The organism is Clostridium gallinarum, assembly GCF_014836325.1.
In the GTDB taxonomy this organism is placed as follows: Bacteria; Bacillota; Clostridia; order Clostridiales; family Clostridiaceae; genus Clostridium; species Clostridium gallinarum.
The window spans coordinates 66,001-79,448 of sequence record NZ_JACSQZ010000009.1 but is presented as its reverse complement, the minus strand read 5'-3'; the positions used below and the strand labels follow the sequence as shown (position 1 = coordinate 79,448).

Here is a 13,448-nt window from a genome sequence, read left to right as displayed (position 1 = left end):
AGGTTGATAGGTCAGAGGTGTAAGTGTGGTAACATATTTAGCTGACTGATACTAATAGGTCGAGGGCTTGACCAAAAAAAGTTATTAATTCATGTGCAATTTTCAGAGAACACTCTGAAGGAAACTCACTAAGCAAAGCTTAGGAGTACAAGATTCTTAGCCAAATCAAAGATTTGGAGAATCATAGCATCTGGTGATGATGGCGTAGAGGAAACACTCCTTTCCATTCCGAACAGGAAAGTTAAGCTCTACAGCGCCGATGGTACTGCATGGGAGACTGTGTGGGAGAGTAGGACGTCGCCAGGTTATTATGGCTCGATAGCTCAGTCGGTAGAGCAGAGGACTGAAAATCCTCGTGTCCCTGGTTCGATTCCTGGTCGAGCCACCAGGTATGGCGCTATAGCCAAGTGGTAAGGCAGAGGTCTGCAAAACCTTTATTCCCCGGTTCAAATCCGGGTGGCGCCTCCAAATAAAAATCCTACAAGATTATTTGTAGGATTTTTTTGTTATTTTAAGAGATTATACATATACAAATTTACTAATTAAATTATTTAAAAATCACATCTTTTTGAATTAATAAATCATCTTTAGAAGAAAACTTAAATTTACTTCCTATTGGCAAAGTTATATTAGGATAATCATGACCAATTTTAACACCTTGAATTATTGGGATATTAAAAGGCGAAAGTTTTTCTTTGAGGATTTCCTCAACAGTTATATTATTATTTTTATTTATGCAATTAGTAAAATATCCAATTATTATTCCAGATAGTTTTGTTATTTTTCCACAAGATATGAGTTGTGATAGCATTCTATCCACAGCGTAGGGGCTTTCATCCACATCTTCAATGAGAAGAATGTTATTATTAAAGTTTATTTCATATGGAGTACCTATAGTATAACAAATAATTGATAAGTTTCCTCCTACAATATTCCCAGAGAAATCCTTTTTGTTCCAGATTAAATAATTATTACAGCAAATATCATTTAAATTATAGATAATTTTCGTTTTAGTATGTGTAAGTAGTTTTAGAAAAAATTCTTTTGTTAATAAATCATAGAAATTAGATGTTATCATTGGACCATGAAAAGTTGGAAAGTTACATTTATTACTTATATAGTTTAAGAGTAAAGTTATATCACTATAGCCGAAGAATGGTTTAGGATTATTTTTTATACCTTTTAAATCTAAATAAGGAACCATTCTAATTGAACCATAGCCACCTCTAAGGCAAACTATTGCATCTATATTTTTATCTAAAAACATAGAATTTAAGTCTTCTGCTCTATCCTTATCATTTCCTGCTAAATAGCCATTTTTATCGTATAAGTGTTTTCCTTTCTTTATTTTAAAACCTAGATTTTGAAAGATTTCTATCTTTGAATCAATTATTTCTGGAGATTCTGGAGAAGCAGGAGCTACTATTCCAATTGTTGCTGATTTTTCTAGAGGTTTAAGTTTTCTTTTAAACAAAAAATACACCTACTTTTATAATAGTTATATTTTAATATATTATAAAAAAATAAAGCTAGTACAAAGCTAGCTTTATTTTTATGTGAACATATCTTTTTTATAAAGTAAGTAAGCTGTGCCAAAGGTTAAAACCAATGTTATAATCATAGTTATTTCAAAACCATATTCATTATTTATAAGAGGCATTCTGATGAAGTTCATACCGAATATACCACCAATAACTGTTGGTATAGCCATTAATATAGTTACAGAAGCTAATACTTTCATAACTATGTTTAAATTATTAGAAATAACAGAAGCAAAGAAATCCATTGTACTAGCAAGTATATTACTATAAATTTCAGTCATTTCTATTGCTTGTTTATTTTCTATAATTACATCTTCTAATACATCTTGATCTTCTTCATATTTTTGCATTATATCAAGCTTTAACATTTTTTCTAATGTTATTTCATTAGCTTTAAGTGAAGTTGAGAAATAAACTAAAGATTTCTCAAGTGAATGTAATTGTATTAATTCTCTATTTTTCATAGATTTATGAAGCCTTTTTTCAATCATTAAACTTTTCTTATCTATTTGTCTTAAATAAACTAGATAAGAGTTAGAAATTTTACTTAATATTTGTAATATAAATCTTGATTTTTTAAAAGTATAAAATGATTTTACCTTTCCATTTATAAAATCTGTTAGTATTCTACTATTTTTTAAGCAAACAGTTATTATTTGTTTTTCAGTATGTATTATAGCTAAAGGATATGTATCATATGTCAATGAGTTATCTTCCATTTCAGTAAATGGAATATCTACTATAACTAATAAACAATTGTCCTCAATATCTATACGTGAGGTTTCTTCATCATCTAAAGGAGCCTTTAAAAAGGATAATGGCACTCCAGTTTTTTTTGAAATCAAAATTAATTCCTCATCAGATGGAGCTATTATATTTATCCAAGATCCTGATTCTAAGTTATCTAATGATTTTAGTGAAGGGTTATTTTCACCAATACTTTTATATATTTGTATCATGTTTAAACCTCCTAAATAGATTACATAGATAATTATACTATTTATTATCGATTTTGTGATAAAATTAATAAATTTAATTTTTATTTTAAATATGAAGATAATTGAAGTAATTCATAGTAAATATACAAATGAATAGAATAATTCATTATAACTTTGAATAAAGGCAAAAATATAATCTTTATTAGATGAAAACAAATCTGGTCAAATATAAAAATAATTAGTATAATCACGATATTGCTTATTAGACTGGAGTAATATTTAATGGGGGATTAATGAGAAAATGATGCATAGAGAAATTGTTGCAAAAAAAAGAGTTCCTGTTATAACAATGATTTTATTTTCAATTACAGCTATACTTTATTTAGCTGAAGCTGTTGAAAGATCTAAATATAATCAGCATATAATTGGACACATATTTAATGGAGCTTTAATAATAATAACTACAGTATTAGTAGTAAGAGAGATAAGAAGTTGTTTTGTTTCTTATAAATATGCAGTTATTGCGGACAAGCTTATAATTAATTTGATAAGTAATAAAGAAGAAAAAAATTTAGAGAGTATAAGGATGTCAGATGTAGTTTATATAGGACCAAAATCTAATATACCTTCTGAATATAAGTTTATTCATAGATACAAGAAATATTTGTGCAATAGAGTTGGAGCTAGATCTTATTATTGTATTTATAAGAATGGAAATAAATTTGAAAAGATAAAATTCCAACCAAGTGACAAGTTTATTGATAAAATAATAAGACATGGCAAATTACAGTGTAAATTAAATAGAAGTATATAAAAAATAGGCTCTATCTAGAGCCTATTTTTTATAGAATTCATTTTGAACTTCTACAAGAAGAGTTTCTTTTGAAATAATATCATATCCTGTAAAAGCAAGAGCAAAGGCTACTTTTAAAGCTTCTTCTATAGCATAATCAGATATAGTAGCTTTAGCAAAATCTTTGGTGCCATATTTTATGTTATTATCTTTAATTATAGAAAAGAAAGGTTGAATGCTTGGAACCTTTTTACTTACTATTCCAAGGCTTAAACCAGAAGATATATCTCTTGGTCCATCAATATTAATAATGCCTGTTTCTTTTAAATTATGACTAAACAATCTATTTAGAGTCCTATTAGTAATTAATTCTTCATTTTCAGGTTCATAAAGGGAAATTGTATTTTGAACTCTAATTAGCTTAGATACATAAATAGCAATTTCTCTTAATTTATTTTCTACAATTCTAGCTACATCCATTTCTTTAGATCTTATATAAAACTTAGCTTCTGATTCTATGGGTAATAGTAAAGGGGTAAATCCACCTTTAGATAATATTGAGTTTACTTCAACATCTTTAGGAAACCCTTTTAATAATGAATTTAAAATATTGAATGTTAAAAGGATACCGTCTAATGATGTGTAATTATCTTTATTTAAAAAGCTAAGCCCACTATTTCCTAAAAATTTAATGCTTAATGGAATAATTGCAGAAGAACTTCCACTTTCACAGGTTACAACATCAGGGTGAGCAGCTAGAACTATGTCTATATCATCGAAAACTCCTTGTTTCACCATAACAGATTTTGTACCACCTAAATATTCCCCAGGACAGCCTATTAAGATAACGGATCCACCTATTTTATTAATAATAGAGCTTAAAGCTAAAGAGGCAGCTACAGATGTAGTAGTTAGTAAATTATGTCCAGTAATATGACCTTCATTTTCTATGGCATCATATTCACATAGAAAACAAACCTTAGGGCTTCCATTTCCTTTAGAGGCATAGAAAGAATTTTTTAAATCAAGAAAATTCTTTTCTACTTCAAAATTATATTTTTCTAAAAGATTGCAAATATAATTACAAGAATTAGTTTCTTCATAACTTTTTTCTGGATTTTCATATAAAAATTTATTTAGAGTTTTTAAATCATCTTTATATTTTTCTATATATGTTATCATTTCTTGTTTCATTTTAATTTCCTCCCAATTTATTATGTTTTTAATTTTCCCTAAATAGAGATTAATTATTTATTTTTTTAGAAATTAAAAGAGTTTAGATTAAAAGTAGAGAGTAATAAAGATAAATTTCTAATAAAGTATAAATTTTATAATAAGGGTGAGAATTATAATAAAAAAGAAAAAAGGGTGGGTTTATGTATTTAATAAATAAATCAATTGATGAAAGTAAAAATAAATGTATGACTTGTAGAAAAGAGTTAAATTTAGGTGGTATAATTGCTAATGAGAGTTTATTATGTCATAATTGTTATGATATAATTTCAAGGATTAAAGTAAATGATTTAGAATATGATTTTTATAAAGAAAGAATAAAAATAGGACTTTTAAATAAATACAAACTAATAATATGAGGTAAAAAATGAAACAAGGTAAATTTATAGTTTTTGAAGGCGGAGAAGGTTCAGGGAAAAGCACTATATTAGAAATGATATATGAATTTTTGCTTGAAGAAGGAATAGATTGTATTAAAACTAGAGAACCAGGTGGTATAAGAATTTCAGAAAATATAAGAAGTATAATTTTGGATAAAGAAAATACGGAAATGGATAGTAAAACAGAAGCTTTGTTATATGCAGCAGCTAGAAGACAACATTTAGTAGAAAAAGTTATTCCAGAACTAAAAAGTAATAAGATAGTTTTATGCGATAGATTTATTTTCTCTTCATTAGCTTATCAAGGGTATGCAAGAGAAATTGGAGTTAATGAAATATTTGAAATTAATAAATTTGCAGTAGGAGAATACATGCCTGATTTAAATATTTTATTTGATGTATCTCCAGAAGTAGGATTATCAAGAATAAATAAAAATAAAGATAGAGAAGTTAATAGATTGGATTTAGAAAAAATTGATTTTCATAACAAGGTAAGAGAAGGGTATCATAAATTAGTAGAGGAAAATAAAGAAAATTTCCATGTTATTAATGCTGAAAAATCTATAGAAGAAGTTTTTAATGAAGTTAAGAATGTAATTTTAAAGTTTATAAAATAAAATAAAATATAATATAAACTTTTTAATTAATTTATATATCTTTTGTGTTAAAATATTATAAAGAGAATATTTTACGGAGGGGTTAATATGAAATTAGTAATAGCTATGGTACAAGATGATGATGCGTTAGATTTAGTAGATGCAATTACTGAAGCTGGGTTTAGAGTAACTAAGTTAGCATCAACTGGTGGTTTTTTAAAATCTGGTAATACAACATTAATAATTGGTGTAGAGGCAGATAAAGTACAGAAGGTTATAGATGTAGTAGAAGATATTTGTAAAACTAGAAAGCAAATTATAACTACGCCAACTCCTATAACTGGAAATATGGATATGTATATGTCTTATCCAATTGAAATTGAAGTTGGAGGAGCAACAATATTCGTAGTAGATGTTGATCAATTCATTAAAATATAACTTTTTGGAGGGTGTAATGGGGAACTTTATTGGACATAAAATGATAATAGATAGTTTCAAAAAAAGAGTAGACTTAGGTGAAATTTCCCATGCACATATAATTGTAGGACCTAATGGTATTGGAAAAAGTAACTTAGCTAATAAATTTGCTAGAAATATATTAGGTAAGTTAGAAGAAAAAGAGTACATTGATATTATAAATTATAGGTGTAAAAAAGCTTCATTTGGGGTTGATGACGTTAGAGAAATTGTAGAGGAAATCAATAAGAAGCCTTTTGAGGGAGATAAAAAGGTAATTATAATTTATGATGGAAATAAATTAACAGTACAAGCACAGAATGCACTTCTAAAAACTATAGAAGAGCCTCCTAAAGGTGTTTTTATAATATTATTATGTGAGAGTTTAGAATTAATTTTAGATACTATAAAATCAAGATGCCAAATTTATAAGTTATCGCCTTTAAATAAAGAAGAAATAAGAGTTTATTTAGATAATATAAATAATAGTGATTTTACTGAAGAAGAAATTAATGCTGCTATTGCTTATAGTGAAGGGGTTCCAGGGAGGGCTGAGGCCTTCCTTAAAGACTCATCATTAAAAGAATTAAGAAACATTTTAGAAGAACTTTTATATTTAATAATTAAGAGTAACTCTATAGAACTTTTAGATTTTGAAACAAAAATAGTAGCGTTTAAGGATAAAAAAGAAGATATATTAAACATTTTAGCCTCCTTTATAAGAGATATAATAGTTTATAAAGAAATCGATGATGTTAATGGAATAATAAATGGGGATAAGGTTGAAAGTATAAAAAAATTAGCTATTGAAATGTCCTATAAGAAACTTAATAATATTATTGATAAAATAGGAGAGGCTAGAAAGTCATTACTAAGCAATTCTAATTTTCAATTAACTATTAGGGTTATGCTTATAGGTTTTATGGAGGTTTAATAATGATAAATGTAATAGGTGTTAGATTTAAGAAGGCCGGAAAGATATATTATTTTGATCCGAGCGATTTAGATATTAAAAAAGGTGATTTTGTTGTTGTTGAAACGGCAAGAGGAATAGAATTTGGAGAGTGTGTTATAGGTATAAAGGAAATACCTGAAACAGATATAGTTGCTCCATTAAAGAGTGTTATTAGAGTAGCTCAAGAAGAAGATATAAATAAACATAAGGAAAATAAGGTAAAGGAAAAAGATGCATTAGACATATGTTTAAAGAAAATAGAAGAACATGGTCTAAATATGAAGTTAATAGATGTAGAGTATACATTTGATAATAATAAAGTTATATTTTACTTTACGGCTGATGGAAGAGTTGATTTTAGAGAATTAGTTAAGGATTTAGCAACTATCTTTAAGACAAGAATAGAACTTAGACAAATTGGAGTAAGAGATGAAGCTAAAATGCTTGGGGGATTAGGTCCTTGTGGAAGATCTTTATGCTGTTCTACATTCTTAGGAGATTTTGCCTCAGTATCAATAAAAATGGCTAAAGAACAAAACTTATCACTAAATCCAACTAAAATATCTGGTATATGTGGAAGACTTATGTGTTGTTTAAATTATGAGCAAAGTACTTATGAAGATATAAGAAAGAGATTACCTAAGGTTGGATCTATAGTGAAAATGGGTGACTTCAGTGGTGAGGTTATAGGTAATAATACTGTTAAAGAAAACGTAAAAGTTAAATATAGAAGAGGCGATGAAGAGGTCGTAGAAGAATTCAAGATAGATGATATAGAATTAATTGAGGGTGGATATGAAGATTCTGTAGAAGAATCTGAAATTAAATTAGAAATAGATTCACCAGAAGATAAAAATCTAATAAAAGATTTAATAAAAGATAATTAAGGGGGAGGGGATTAAATGAAGGTGGTATTAAAGGTTTCAAATCTTAATACAAATGATGATGTTATAAGTATAAAAGATGTGATATCTCATAATGAAGGTGTTATTGCTTGCGAAATAAGTATAGCAAAAAAAGAAGTTAACATTGTTTATGATGAGAAAGCTACGCTTTTAGATAACATAATAGCATCTATTGAAGAACTTGGTTACAGTGTTAACTAAAATAATATTTTAATATTTATCGTGAGGTCTTTTAAAATTTTTACCCATATGATAAAATAGGTATGGAAATAGATTCATAATATTAGGAGGTACTAACAATGGCATTTAAAATCGAAGATTCATGCATCAACTGTGGTGCTTGCGCTGCAGAATGTCCAGTTAATGCTATAAGCCAAGGAGATACTCAATTCGTTATCGATGAGGATACTTGCATAGATTGTGGAAACTGTGCAAATGTTTGTCCAGTAGGAGCTCCGGTACAAGCATAATTCTACATAAAGAACCGCTATTATAGCGGTTCTTTATTATTTTCTTTTAATAATAGTACAGTTTTATTATTAGAAAAGTCTAAATCATTAGTATAGATATAATTAGATTCAGAATAAAGTACATTTTTACAAGAACATAAAAATTTTAATGGACCATCTAAATAAAAATACTGTGAAGTTGTTTTAAAACTCATAGGAATTATATATTTAGGATTAATATAGGAAGCTAGTTTAAAAGCAGAAATCCCATCTAAACAAAAATGTCCACCTATAGGTATAAATAAAATATCAATATTTGATAATTTCTTTATCATATCTTCGCTTAATATATGTCCAAGGGATCCAAGATGGCAAAGTTTAAGATCATCTATTTCTAATGTATAAATTATATTTTCACCTCTTTTAAATCCATTATTATTATCTCTAAAACTATTAAATCCCTCAATATAAAAATCTTTATTTTCAAATTTAGTAGCTGAGTTAATTATTTTACAGTTATTATTCATATAATAATTAATGATTTCATTATTATGAGAGTGACTAAAGGTAATTATATCAGTATTTAAATCATATTTTTGTATATAGGGATAAATTTGTATTGGGTCAATAAGTATTTTTTTTCCTAATGAACTTTTTATTAAAAAACTAGTATGACCAAGCCATTTAATTTCCATATAAAACACCTCTTATATAGTTTAAACCAAAAAGGAAAACATAATTCTAATAAAATATAATAATTAGACATAATAGAGCTAATAATATATAATAAAAGTCAAAGAAGGTCAATTTTAAAATTAAGTTTAAGAAGGTGAATATATGGCAAGAATTTCAGATACAATAGAAAATTTTATAAAAGATTTATTAAATCAAAAAAGAGAAAGTCAGATATTAATTCAGAGAAATGAATTAGCAGATAAATTTTCCTGTGCGCCATCTCAAATAAATTATGTTTTAACTACTAGATTTACTTATGAAAAGGGATATATTATAGAAAGCAAAAGAGGTGGGGGAGGATGTATAGTTATAAAAAAAGTAACATACGAAGATAGGTCTGAAAGATTAAAATTAATAAATAATTCAATAGGAGAAAGTATTACCTATGGAAATTCTTTATCTATTTTAAATCATTTAAAAGATACTAAATCTATTACTGATAAGGAATGTGAGATTATTAAGATTTCTTTAAATGATAGAACTTTAGCATCAGTTGAAGATAAAAATAAACTTAGAGCAGATATGCTTAAGGGAATTTTAGCAATAGTGTTATCTTAATGTATGTTATAGATAGTTATCTGTTAATATAATTTAGCAATAGGGTATGGAGGTATTTATGGTTTTTGATAAATTTACAGAGAGATCACAAATAGTGCTTTTGGAAGCTCAAAAGGAGTCACAGTACTTTAAACATGGATATATAGGAACAGAACATGTTCTTTTAGGGATATTAAAGGAAGGCGGTTTTGCTAAAAAAGTATTATATATTAATGGAATAACTATAGATAAAGCTAGAGATTGTATAGATGAATATTTAGGGTTTGGTGATATAGATATTTCAATTGGAGAAATGCTTTTAAATCCAAAAACTAAAAGAGCATTTGATGACAGTTTAACTAAATCTATGATGTATAATCATAATTATATAAATCCTGAACATATTCTTTTAGCATTATTAGATGATATTGAGAGTATAGCATATACTATAATTTCTAGTATGAAAGTAGATTTAAAAATTGTGAGGAGCGAGCTTACTAATTTTTTAAATAAAAATACTGTGAAAGATTTAAAGTCATCAGATGATAAAAATAAAAAAAGCGGAGTTAAAACTCCTATGTTAAATCAATATGGTAAAAACTTAACTTTATTAGCAAAGGAAGGTAAGTTAGATCCTGTTATAGGTAGAAAAAAAGAAAATAAGAGAATTCTTGAGATATTATGTAGAAGAGGGAAAAATAATCCTTGTCTAATAGGGGAACCTGGAGTTGGTAAAACTGCTGTTGTAGAAGGGTTAGCTCAAATGATAGCAGAAGGAAATATTCCTGAAATATTAAAAGATAAATCTGTAATATCATTAGATTTAACAGCAATGATAGCAGGAGCTAAATATAGAGGGGAATTTGAAGACAGATTAAAAAAGGTAATGGATGAAATAATAAATTCTCAAGAAGTTATTGTGTTTATAGACGAAATTCATACCATAGTTGGAGCTGGTGGTGCTGAAGGAGCAATAGATGCATCAAATATACTTAAGCCAGCATTAGCTAGAGGTGAAATAAAGTGTATTGGAGCTACAACTATAGATGAATATAGAAAATATATAGAAAAAGATTCAGCATTAGAAAGAAGATTTCAACCAGTTATGGTAGAAGAGCCATCATTAGAAGAAACATTAGAAATATTAAAAGGACTTAGAGAAAAATATGAAGTTCATCATATGGTAAAAATTGAAGATCAAGCTTTAGAGGCAGCTGTTGAATTATCAAGTAGGTATATAACAGATAGATTTATGCCAGATAAGGCTATTGATTTAATAGATGAAGCTTCAGCAAAGGTTAGAATTGAAAATTTAGTTTCTTCACCAGAAGTAGTTGACTTGAAAAAAAGCTTAGATGATATTTGTAGATATAAAAAGCTTGCAATTAAAAGTCAAAGCTTTGAAAGAGCAGCTTATTTAAGAGATGAAGAAAAACAAATAAAAGATAAGTTAGATACATTAAAAGGCACCTATAATATAAGTGAATTTAATAATGTAGTAAATAAAGAACAAATAGCAAGAGTAGTATCAGATTGGTCAAAGATTCCTGTTGAAAAGCTAACTGAAGAAGAATCAGAAAGGCTATTGAGATTAGAAGATATTCTTCAAGAGAGAGTTATAGGTCAAAAGGAAGCTGTAACTTCTGTATCAAAAGCTGTGAGAAGAGCAAGGGTTGGGTTAAAGGATCCTAATAGACCTATAGGGACATTTATATTTTGTGGGCCAACTGGAGTTGGGAAAACAGAGCTTTCTAATACATTGGCAGAAGTAATGTTTGGGAATAAAAAAAATTTAATACGAATAGATATGTCTGAATACATGGAAAAACATTCTGTATCAAGACTTATAGGAGCACCTCCAGGATATATTGGATATGAAGAAGGAGGACAGTTAACTGAATCTGTTAGAAGGAATCCTTATTCTGTAGTTTTATTAGATGAAATCGAAAAGGCTCATCCAGATGTATTTAATATTTTACTTCAAATTATGGAAGACGGGAAGTTAACTGATAGTAAAGGTAGAACTGTTAATTTTAAAAATACTATTATTATAATGACATCAAATGTTGGAGCTCATGATATTAAAAAGCAAAGTACAGTTGGATTTTTAAATGAGGGTGCTTTTGAAAAGAATGAATATCAAAATATGAAAAAAAATATAATGGAAGAAATAAAAAAGCAATTTAAACCAGAATTTTTAAATAGAGTAGATGAAGTAATAGTTTTTGAAAAATTAAAAGATAAGGATATATTAAAAATTATTAATTTAATGCTTAATAATACAATAGATAAATTAAGAGAGAGAAAGATAACAATAAATTTAAATGAAGAGAGCAAAAAGTTTTTGGTAAATAAAGGGGTAGATATTAATTATGGAGCAAGACCTTTAAGAAGAATAATTGCAAAAGAGTTAGAAGATAAGTTGAGTGAGGAAATGCTAAAAGGCTGTATTAAGGGTGGAGATAATTTAGAAGTTTATTGCAATGGAGAAGAACTTTATTTTAAGCATATATCATAGTATAGAGAAAGATTTCTTTTAGGAAATCTTTCTTTTGTTTGTAATAATAAAATATTAATAGTTTAATACTATAAAAAAGATAATAAATATAGAATTAATAAAAATTATTATATAAAAATAGTTGCAATTTAAAATATAGAAGCATATAATTAATATAAAGAATATACCCCTGGGGGGTAGGAGGAGAGAAGTATGAGTAAAGAGATAAAACATAAAGAACTTATAATAATTGGTGGTGGCCCAGCTGGTTTAACTGCTGCTATTTATGCAAGTAGAGCAAAGTTAGATATGCTTTTAATAGAAGATCAAATAGTAGGTGGGCAAGTTAGAAATAGTTATACAATTGAAAACTACCCAGGATTTAAAAGTATTTCAGGTTCAGACCTTGCTGATGTAATGCAACAACAAGCAGAAGAGCTTGGGGCTGAAATTGATGAGTTTGATATGATTGAAAAAGTTAATTTTAGTGACGATGAAAAAATAATCGAAACTAGTAGTTATATATACAAAGCAGATTCAGTAATTATAGCAACAGGAGCAACTCCTAGAAAATTACCTATCCCGAATGAAGAAAAATTCTCTGGAAAGGGAATACATTATTGTGCAGTATGTGATGGAGCAATGTATGAAGGAAAAGTAGTTGGTGTAGTTGGAGGAGGAAACTCTGCATTAGAGGAAGCTTTATTCCTAACTAAGTTTGCATCTAAAGTATATATGATAAGAAGATATGACTATTTCAAGGGAGAAAAAACAACTATAGATGAGGTTATGAATCATCCTAAAATAGAAGTATTATTTAATGAAGATTTGGTTAATGTTGATGGTGAAGATTTCATGCAAAAAGCTATAATAAAAAATACTATAGATGGTAGCGAAAAAGTAATGGATATGGATGCTATATTTGGATTCATAGGAACAGAGCCAAAAACAGCTCATTTTAAAGAATTTATAGAATTAACACCTACAGGTAATATTAAAACAGATGAACTTATGAGAACTAAGGTTCATGGAGTTTTTGCAGCTGGAGATGTTAGGGAAAAGGAATATAGACAAATAACAACAGCAGTTGCTGATGGAACTATAGCAGCATTACAAGCAGAAAAAGTTATAGTTGAAAAGAAGAAAAGTAAGTAATAAATAAAAAAGTAAATTAAGCAAAATAAGGAGAGATAATATGATAAAAATATATTCAACTTCATGGTGTCCATCATGTGTAAAGGCAAAAAAGTTTTTCGATATGAAAGGCTGGGAATACAAAGAAATAAACGTAGCAGATAAACACGAAGATAGAGAAGAAGTATTTAAGGTTTCAGGACAAAGAACTGTTCCTGTTATTGATATAGATGGAGAGATAATAGTAGGGTTTGATAAAAATAAAATAGAATTAGCAAAGAAGTAAGAAAGGGGCAAAC

16 protein-coding genes, 2 tRNA genes and 2 rRNA genes are annotated in these 13,448 nt (G+C 27.5%); 16 read left to right on the top strand and 4 right to left on the bottom strand.

Features of this window, described 5'->3' with window-relative positions; genetic code table 11:
* The 4 genes from H9660_RS04240 to H9660_RS04225 all read left to right on the top strand — a co-directional run.
* Positions 1-75 (top strand): 23S ribosomal RNA (locus tag H9660_RS04240); the annotation flags it as partial.
* A 114-nt stretch (positions 76-189) separates the two neighbouring features.
* Positions 190-306, top strand: a 5S ribosomal RNA gene (gene rrf / locus H9660_RS04235).
* Between the two features lie 6 nt (positions 307-312).
* Positions 313-388: transfer RNA gene (locus H9660_RS04230), tRNA-Phe, on the top strand.
* 5 nt (positions 389-393) lie between these two features.
* A tRNA-Cys gene (locus tag H9660_RS04225) sits at positions 394-468 on the top strand.
* Between the two features lie 79 nt (positions 469-547).
* Here H9660_RS04225 and H9660_RS04220 read toward each other — a convergent pair.
* Together H9660_RS04220 and H9660_RS04215 are read right to left on the bottom strand one after the other, a co-directional pair.
* A complete protein-coding gene (locus tag H9660_RS04220) occupies positions 548-1,474 on the bottom strand; it encodes a S66 peptidase family protein (protein ID WP_191748860.1) in 927 nt (308 codons plus the stop codon).
* Positions 1,475-1,552: 78 nt separating this feature from the next.
* Complete coding sequence (locus H9660_RS04215) at positions 1,553-2,500, bottom strand: magnesium transporter CorA family protein (RefSeq protein ID WP_191748859.1); 948 nt, start codon at positions 2,498-2,500, stop codon at positions 1,553-1,555.
* Positions 2,501-2,780: 280 nt separating this feature from the next.
* Between H9660_RS04215 and H9660_RS04210 the strand changes: the two genes are divergently transcribed.
* The gene (locus H9660_RS04210) at positions 2,781-3,293 is read left to right on the top strand and encodes a hypothetical protein (protein WP_191748857.1); all 513 of its coding nucleotides are present in this window, start codon (positions 2,781-2,783) and stop codon (positions 3,291-3,293) included.
* Between the two features lie 21 nt (positions 3,294-3,314).
* Here the strand turns inward: H9660_RS04210 and H9660_RS04205 are convergent, their stop codons facing one another.
* Positions 3,315-4,466, bottom strand: coding sequence for a zinc-binding metallopeptidase family protein (locus H9660_RS04205; RefSeq protein ID WP_191748855.1), 1,152 nt, complete (start codon positions 4,464-4,466; stop codon positions 3,315-3,317).
* A gap of 182 nt (positions 4,467-4,648) precedes the next feature.
* Between H9660_RS04205 and H9660_RS04200 the strand changes: the two genes are divergently transcribed.
* The 7 genes from H9660_RS04200 to H9660_RS04170 all read left to right on the top strand — a co-directional run bounded on the left by H9660_RS04200 (position 4,649) and on the right by H9660_RS04170 (position 8,267).
* The gene (locus tag H9660_RS04200; protein ID WP_191748852.1) at positions 4,649-4,864 is read left to right on the top strand and encodes a sigma factor G inhibitor Gin; all 216 of its coding nucleotides are present in this window, start codon (positions 4,649-4,651) and stop codon (positions 4,862-4,864) included.
* 8 nt (positions 4,865-4,872) lie between these two features.
* The gene (gene tmk / locus H9660_RS04195; RefSeq protein ID WP_191748850.1) at positions 4,873-5,502 is read left to right on the top strand and encodes a dTMP kinase; all 630 of its coding nucleotides are present in this window, start codon (positions 4,873-4,875) and stop codon (positions 5,500-5,502) included.
* Positions 5,503-5,589: 87 nt separating this feature from the next.
* Positions 5,590-5,919 (top strand): cyclic-di-AMP receptor, encoded by a 330-nt coding sequence (locus H9660_RS04190; RefSeq protein ID WP_066889762.1) that lies wholly within the window; start codon positions 5,590-5,592, stop codon positions 5,917-5,919.
* Between the two features lie 16 nt (positions 5,920-5,935).
* Positions 5,936-6,871, top strand: a complete 936-nt coding sequence (locus tag H9660_RS04185) for a DNA polymerase III subunit delta' (protein WP_191748848.1) — start codon at positions 5,936-5,938, stop codon at positions 6,869-6,871.
* A 2-nt stretch (positions 6,872-6,873) separates the two neighbouring features.
* Complete coding sequence (locus H9660_RS04180; protein ID WP_191748846.1) at positions 6,874-7,779, top strand: PSP1 domain-containing protein; 906 nt, start codon at positions 6,874-6,876, stop codon at positions 7,777-7,779.
* A 15-nt stretch (positions 7,780-7,794) separates the two neighbouring features.
* On the top strand, positions 7,795-7,998 hold the full coding sequence (locus H9660_RS04175) for a heavy-metal-associated domain-containing protein (RefSeq protein ID WP_191748844.1): 204 nt from the start codon (positions 7,795-7,797) through the stop codon (positions 7,996-7,998).
* 98 nt (positions 7,999-8,096) lie between these two features.
* Positions 8,097-8,267: a DUF362 domain-containing protein gene (locus tag H9660_RS04170; RefSeq protein ID WP_066889771.1), complete on the top strand. Its 171-nt coding sequence runs from the start codon at positions 8,097-8,099 to the stop codon at positions 8,265-8,267.
* A gap of 20 nt (positions 8,268-8,287) precedes the next feature.
* Here the strand turns inward: H9660_RS04170 and H9660_RS04165 are convergent, their stop codons facing one another.
* Positions 8,288-8,941, bottom strand: a complete 654-nt coding sequence (locus H9660_RS04165) for an MBL fold metallo-hydrolase (protein ID WP_191748842.1) — start codon at positions 8,939-8,941, stop codon at positions 8,288-8,290.
* Between the two features lie 142 nt (positions 8,942-9,083).
* Between H9660_RS04165 and H9660_RS04160 the strand changes: the two genes are divergently transcribed.
* From H9660_RS04160 to H9660_RS04145, 4 genes are all read left to right on the top strand, one after another.
* On the top strand, positions 9,084-9,539 hold the full coding sequence (locus H9660_RS04160) for a CtsR family transcriptional regulator (RefSeq protein ID WP_191748840.1): 456 nt from the start codon (positions 9,084-9,086) through the stop codon (positions 9,537-9,539).
* Positions 9,540-9,597: 58 nt separating this feature from the next.
* On the top strand, positions 9,598-12,036 hold the full coding sequence (locus H9660_RS04155; RefSeq protein ID WP_191748838.1) for an ATP-dependent Clp protease ATP-binding subunit: 2,439 nt from the start codon (positions 9,598-9,600) through the stop codon (positions 12,034-12,036).
* A 192-nt stretch (positions 12,037-12,228) separates the two neighbouring features.
* The gene (gene trxB, locus H9660_RS04150; RefSeq protein WP_191748836.1) at positions 12,229-13,170 is read left to right on the top strand and encodes a thioredoxin-disulfide reductase; all 942 of its coding nucleotides are present in this window, start codon (positions 12,229-12,231) and stop codon (positions 13,168-13,170) included.
* Positions 13,171-13,210: 40 nt separating this feature from the next.
* Positions 13,211-13,435: a glutaredoxin family protein gene (locus H9660_RS04145; RefSeq protein WP_191748834.1), complete on the top strand. Its 225-nt coding sequence runs from the start codon at positions 13,211-13,213 to the stop codon at positions 13,433-13,435.
* Positions 13,436-13,448 lie beyond the last annotated feature (13 nt).

Excerpts from the sequence above, each read along its gene's own strand:
- H9660_RS04215 (WP_191748859.1), bottom strand. The coding sequence starts at position 2,500 with ATGATACAAATATATAAAAGTATTGGTGAAAATAACCCTTCACTAAAA.
- H9660_RS04210 (WP_191748857.1), top strand. The coding sequence starts at position 2,781 with ATGATGCATAGAGAAATTGTTGCAAAAAAAAGAGTTCCTGTTATAACA.
- H9660_RS04205 (WP_191748855.1), bottom strand. The coding sequence starts at position 4,466 with ATGAAACAAGAAATGATAACATATATAGAAAAATATAAAGATGATTTA.
- H9660_RS04200 (WP_191748852.1), top strand. The coding sequence starts at position 4,649 with ATGTATTTAATAAATAAATCAATTGATGAAAGTAAAAATAAATGTATG.
- tmk (WP_191748850.1), top strand. The coding sequence starts at position 4,873 with ATGAAACAAGGTAAATTTATAGTTTTTGAAGGCGGAGAAGGTTCAGGG.
- H9660_RS04190 (WP_066889762.1), top strand. The coding sequence starts at position 5,590 with ATGAAATTAGTAATAGCTATGGTACAAGATGATGATGCGTTAGATTTA.
- H9660_RS04185 (WP_191748848.1), top strand. The coding sequence starts at position 5,936 with ATGGGGAACTTTATTGGACATAAAATGATAATAGATAGTTTCAAAAAA.
- H9660_RS04180 (WP_191748846.1), top strand. The coding sequence starts at position 6,874 with ATGATAAATGTAATAGGTGTTAGATTTAAGAAGGCCGGAAAGATATAT.
- H9660_RS04175 (WP_191748844.1), top strand. The coding sequence starts at position 7,795 with ATGAAGGTGGTATTAAAGGTTTCAAATCTTAATACAAATGATGATGTT.
- H9660_RS04170 (WP_066889771.1), top strand. The coding sequence starts at position 8,097 with ATGGCATTTAAAATCGAAGATTCATGCATCAACTGTGGTGCTTGCGCT.
- H9660_RS04165 (WP_191748842.1), bottom strand. The coding sequence starts at position 8,941 with ATGGAAATTAAATGGCTTGGTCATACTAGTTTTTTAATAAAAAGTTCA.
- H9660_RS04160 (WP_191748840.1), top strand. The coding sequence starts at position 9,084 with ATGGCAAGAATTTCAGATACAATAGAAAATTTTATAAAAGATTTATTA.
- H9660_RS04155 (WP_191748838.1), top strand. The coding sequence starts at position 9,598 with ATGGTTTTTGATAAATTTACAGAGAGATCACAAATAGTGCTTTTGGAA.
- trxB (WP_191748836.1), top strand. The coding sequence starts at position 12,229 with ATGAGTAAAGAGATAAAACATAAAGAACTTATAATAATTGGTGGTGGC.
- H9660_RS04145 (WP_191748834.1), top strand. The coding sequence starts at position 13,211 with ATGATAAAAATATATTCAACTTCATGGTGTCCATCATGTGTAAAGGCA.